The organism is Falsiporphyromonas endometrii, from assembly GCF_042654485.1.
In the GTDB taxonomy this organism is placed as follows: Bacteria; Bacteroidota; Bacteroidia; order Bacteroidales; family Porphyromonadaceae; genus Porphyromonas; species Porphyromonas endometrii.
Window position 1 is genome coordinate 1 of the sequence record NZ_JBHSGO010000083.1, and the last position, 2,173, is coordinate 2,173.

Annotated in this window: 3 protein-coding genes; all 3 read right to left on the bottom strand. The window is 41.5% G+C overall.

Going from position 1 to position 2,173, the window contains the following annotated elements; all coding sequences use genetic code 11:
- Positions 1 to 101 precede the first annotated feature (101 nt).
- The 3 genes from ACFO3G_RS03390 to ACFO3G_RS03400 all read right to left on the bottom strand — a co-directional run bounded on the left by ACFO3G_RS03390 (position 102) and on the right by ACFO3G_RS03400 (position 1,899).
- The gene (locus ACFO3G_RS03390; protein ID WP_380077990.1) at positions 102 to 464 is read right to left on the bottom strand and encodes a nitroreductase family protein; all 363 of its coding nucleotides are present in this window, start codon (positions 462 to 464) and stop codon (positions 102 to 104) included.
- Positions 465 to 682: 218 nt separating this feature from the next.
- Complete coding sequence (gene ribH, locus ACFO3G_RS03395; RefSeq protein ID WP_380077992.1) at positions 683 to 1,213, bottom strand: 6,7-dimethyl-8-ribityllumazine synthase; 531 nt, start codon at positions 1,211 to 1,213, stop codon at positions 683 to 685.
- 5 nt (positions 1,214 to 1,218) lie between these two features.
- Positions 1,219 to 1,899, bottom strand: coding sequence for a tetratricopeptide repeat protein (locus tag ACFO3G_RS03400; protein ID WP_380077994.1), 681 nt, complete (start codon positions 1,897 to 1,899; stop codon positions 1,219 to 1,221).
- Positions 1,900 to 2,173 lie beyond the last annotated feature (274 nt).

A 2,173-nucleotide genomic window follows, 5' to 3' on the forward strand; every position in this document is an offset into this window, starting at 1 on the left:
CCGGGCGGACGCCAATCCCCCCGGTGTTTTTCATGCCCGCCTGACGGATGAACTAAACAATGAAAGGAAATGATTAATTTTGACTCAAAGATAAATCTCCTTTACACACTTTTTGGGATACTACCTGTCCAGACTGCTCCAAGTCCAAGTGCATGGGCTGCTAATAAGATGTTTTCTGAGGCTGCGGAAGTGTCTAATATCCAATTGTCGTGTCCGCTTCCCTTATCTGCTTTATTCATGTCACCACATACGACAATTATGAGTGGAGCATTGTTTATAATGGCCTCTGATCCGGGGTTGGCTTTGGACAATGCGTGAATTTGCTTTTTGTCGGTTACAACAATGAAATGCCAAGGACGTTTGTCAAGCCCTGATGGTGCAGCCATTCCGGCCTTAAGGATTGTCGTTATTTTTTCGGTTTCAATGGCTGTTGCTTTGTATGATCGTACGCTGACTCGAGTCATAATGTTTTCGATGGCAGCATTGTTGTTCTGATTGCTATTCTTAGGTTGACTTTTGTCATTGTTTGCAACAAACGAACGGATACTGGGTAGATCACAATGATTGACTGAGAGAAGAATGTTGTACCACTGACATCATTGCTATTTGTGCTTAACAATAAAAGAGGGATGTGTCAAAAGAATTGACGCATCCCCCGCTATCTTTGATAATAGTGTCCGGATTATTCTACCGGTATGGTCACCGTATATGGCGAACACATCTTGAGTGCAGTAATTGCTGCCTCAGATCCTTTGTTTCCCAGTTTGCCACCTGCTCTATCTTCCGCCTGCTCCATTGTATTTGTTGTGAGTACTCCAAATATGACCGGAATGGGGTAGAAAGCATTTTCTTTGGTGTTTCCAACAATTGCAGCAGCATTTAGGCTTGCCAATCCTTGAGTTACACCTTGGCAGATATAGTCAAAATGGGGAGTGTCACCTCTTACTACACAGCCCAGCGCAATGACGGCATCCAGCCCCCCTTCTCTGATAAACTCTGAGCATCCGTATGTAAGCTCAAAAGTCCCGGGTACCTGCATGACTCTAATTTCATCTACATGATGTTCTTTGAGTGTTGCTATTGCACCATCCAGCAAGGCTTTTGTGATATGACTGTTCCATTCAGCAACTACAATGCCTATTGTTCGTTTTTCTGCCCCTACAATCGGGCTTTCTAAAAGGTTGTCACCTTCCAAATGAGCTTCTGTAGCCATAGCTTTTATTTCTTTATTTGAGCTTCAACTCTCATAATGTCAGCATCCACTGTTTCAGCTTCGGGAGCTGTATAGTACTTGTCTTTGATTTGCTTGTAGCAATTAAGCGCTTTGTCGTACTGCTTCAATGTTTCATAAACATGTCCTGCCTTAACGAGGCATAGAGGAGATATTGCGTCATTGTCGGCATCTTTGGCTGCTTTTTCGAATGCCTTAACTGCTTCCTCGGGTTTTTTGAGTTGTACATAGCAGTCGCCAATCAGTCTTTCGATAGAAGGTGCCACTACTGATTCGTCAGCAGAGAATTTTTTCAATTCCTCCAGTGCCTCCTGATACTTGCCCATATCGTAGAAGCAAATACCTGCATAGGCATGGCTTAAGTTGCCGGTTTCTGTGGAAGAATATTCCTTTGCGATTGCCAAAAGACCTTTATGACCATTTTGTCCGTATAGGGCGGCACTGTCCTCTCCATTGATAAATAAATCTTCAGCTACATAAGACTCTGAAAGAGCTTTTTGTGCTTTTGGTTTCTTAACGAATTGGAAATAGGCAAAAATACCTGCCACAAGTACAATGATGATCAGTACTACGGTTAGGATTTTAGAGACATTTTTCTCTACGAATCGCTCTGATTTAGATGCGATTTCCTCCATCGCATTCTCCTGTTGATTTGTTTTCTTAGACATAATTATCTATATGACGTTGTTTTTAATTTCTTGAAATAGCTTGGCAAATATACTATAAATGCAACAAATGTCAATTCATAATTGGGCGTAAAGGTAAGTGATTTGTTGCAAAGAAGACTCTTTTGAAGTCTCTAAAGATAGACTTTATCTCAATAGTGTCCTAAACGTTTTTGACGAATAAAAAGAAAAGGGTAGGTTTGTATTGAACAAAAAAGAACAGCTCCAAGAGCTGTCACCAACCACCCTTTTCATGGCAAATATAACACTATTCGCA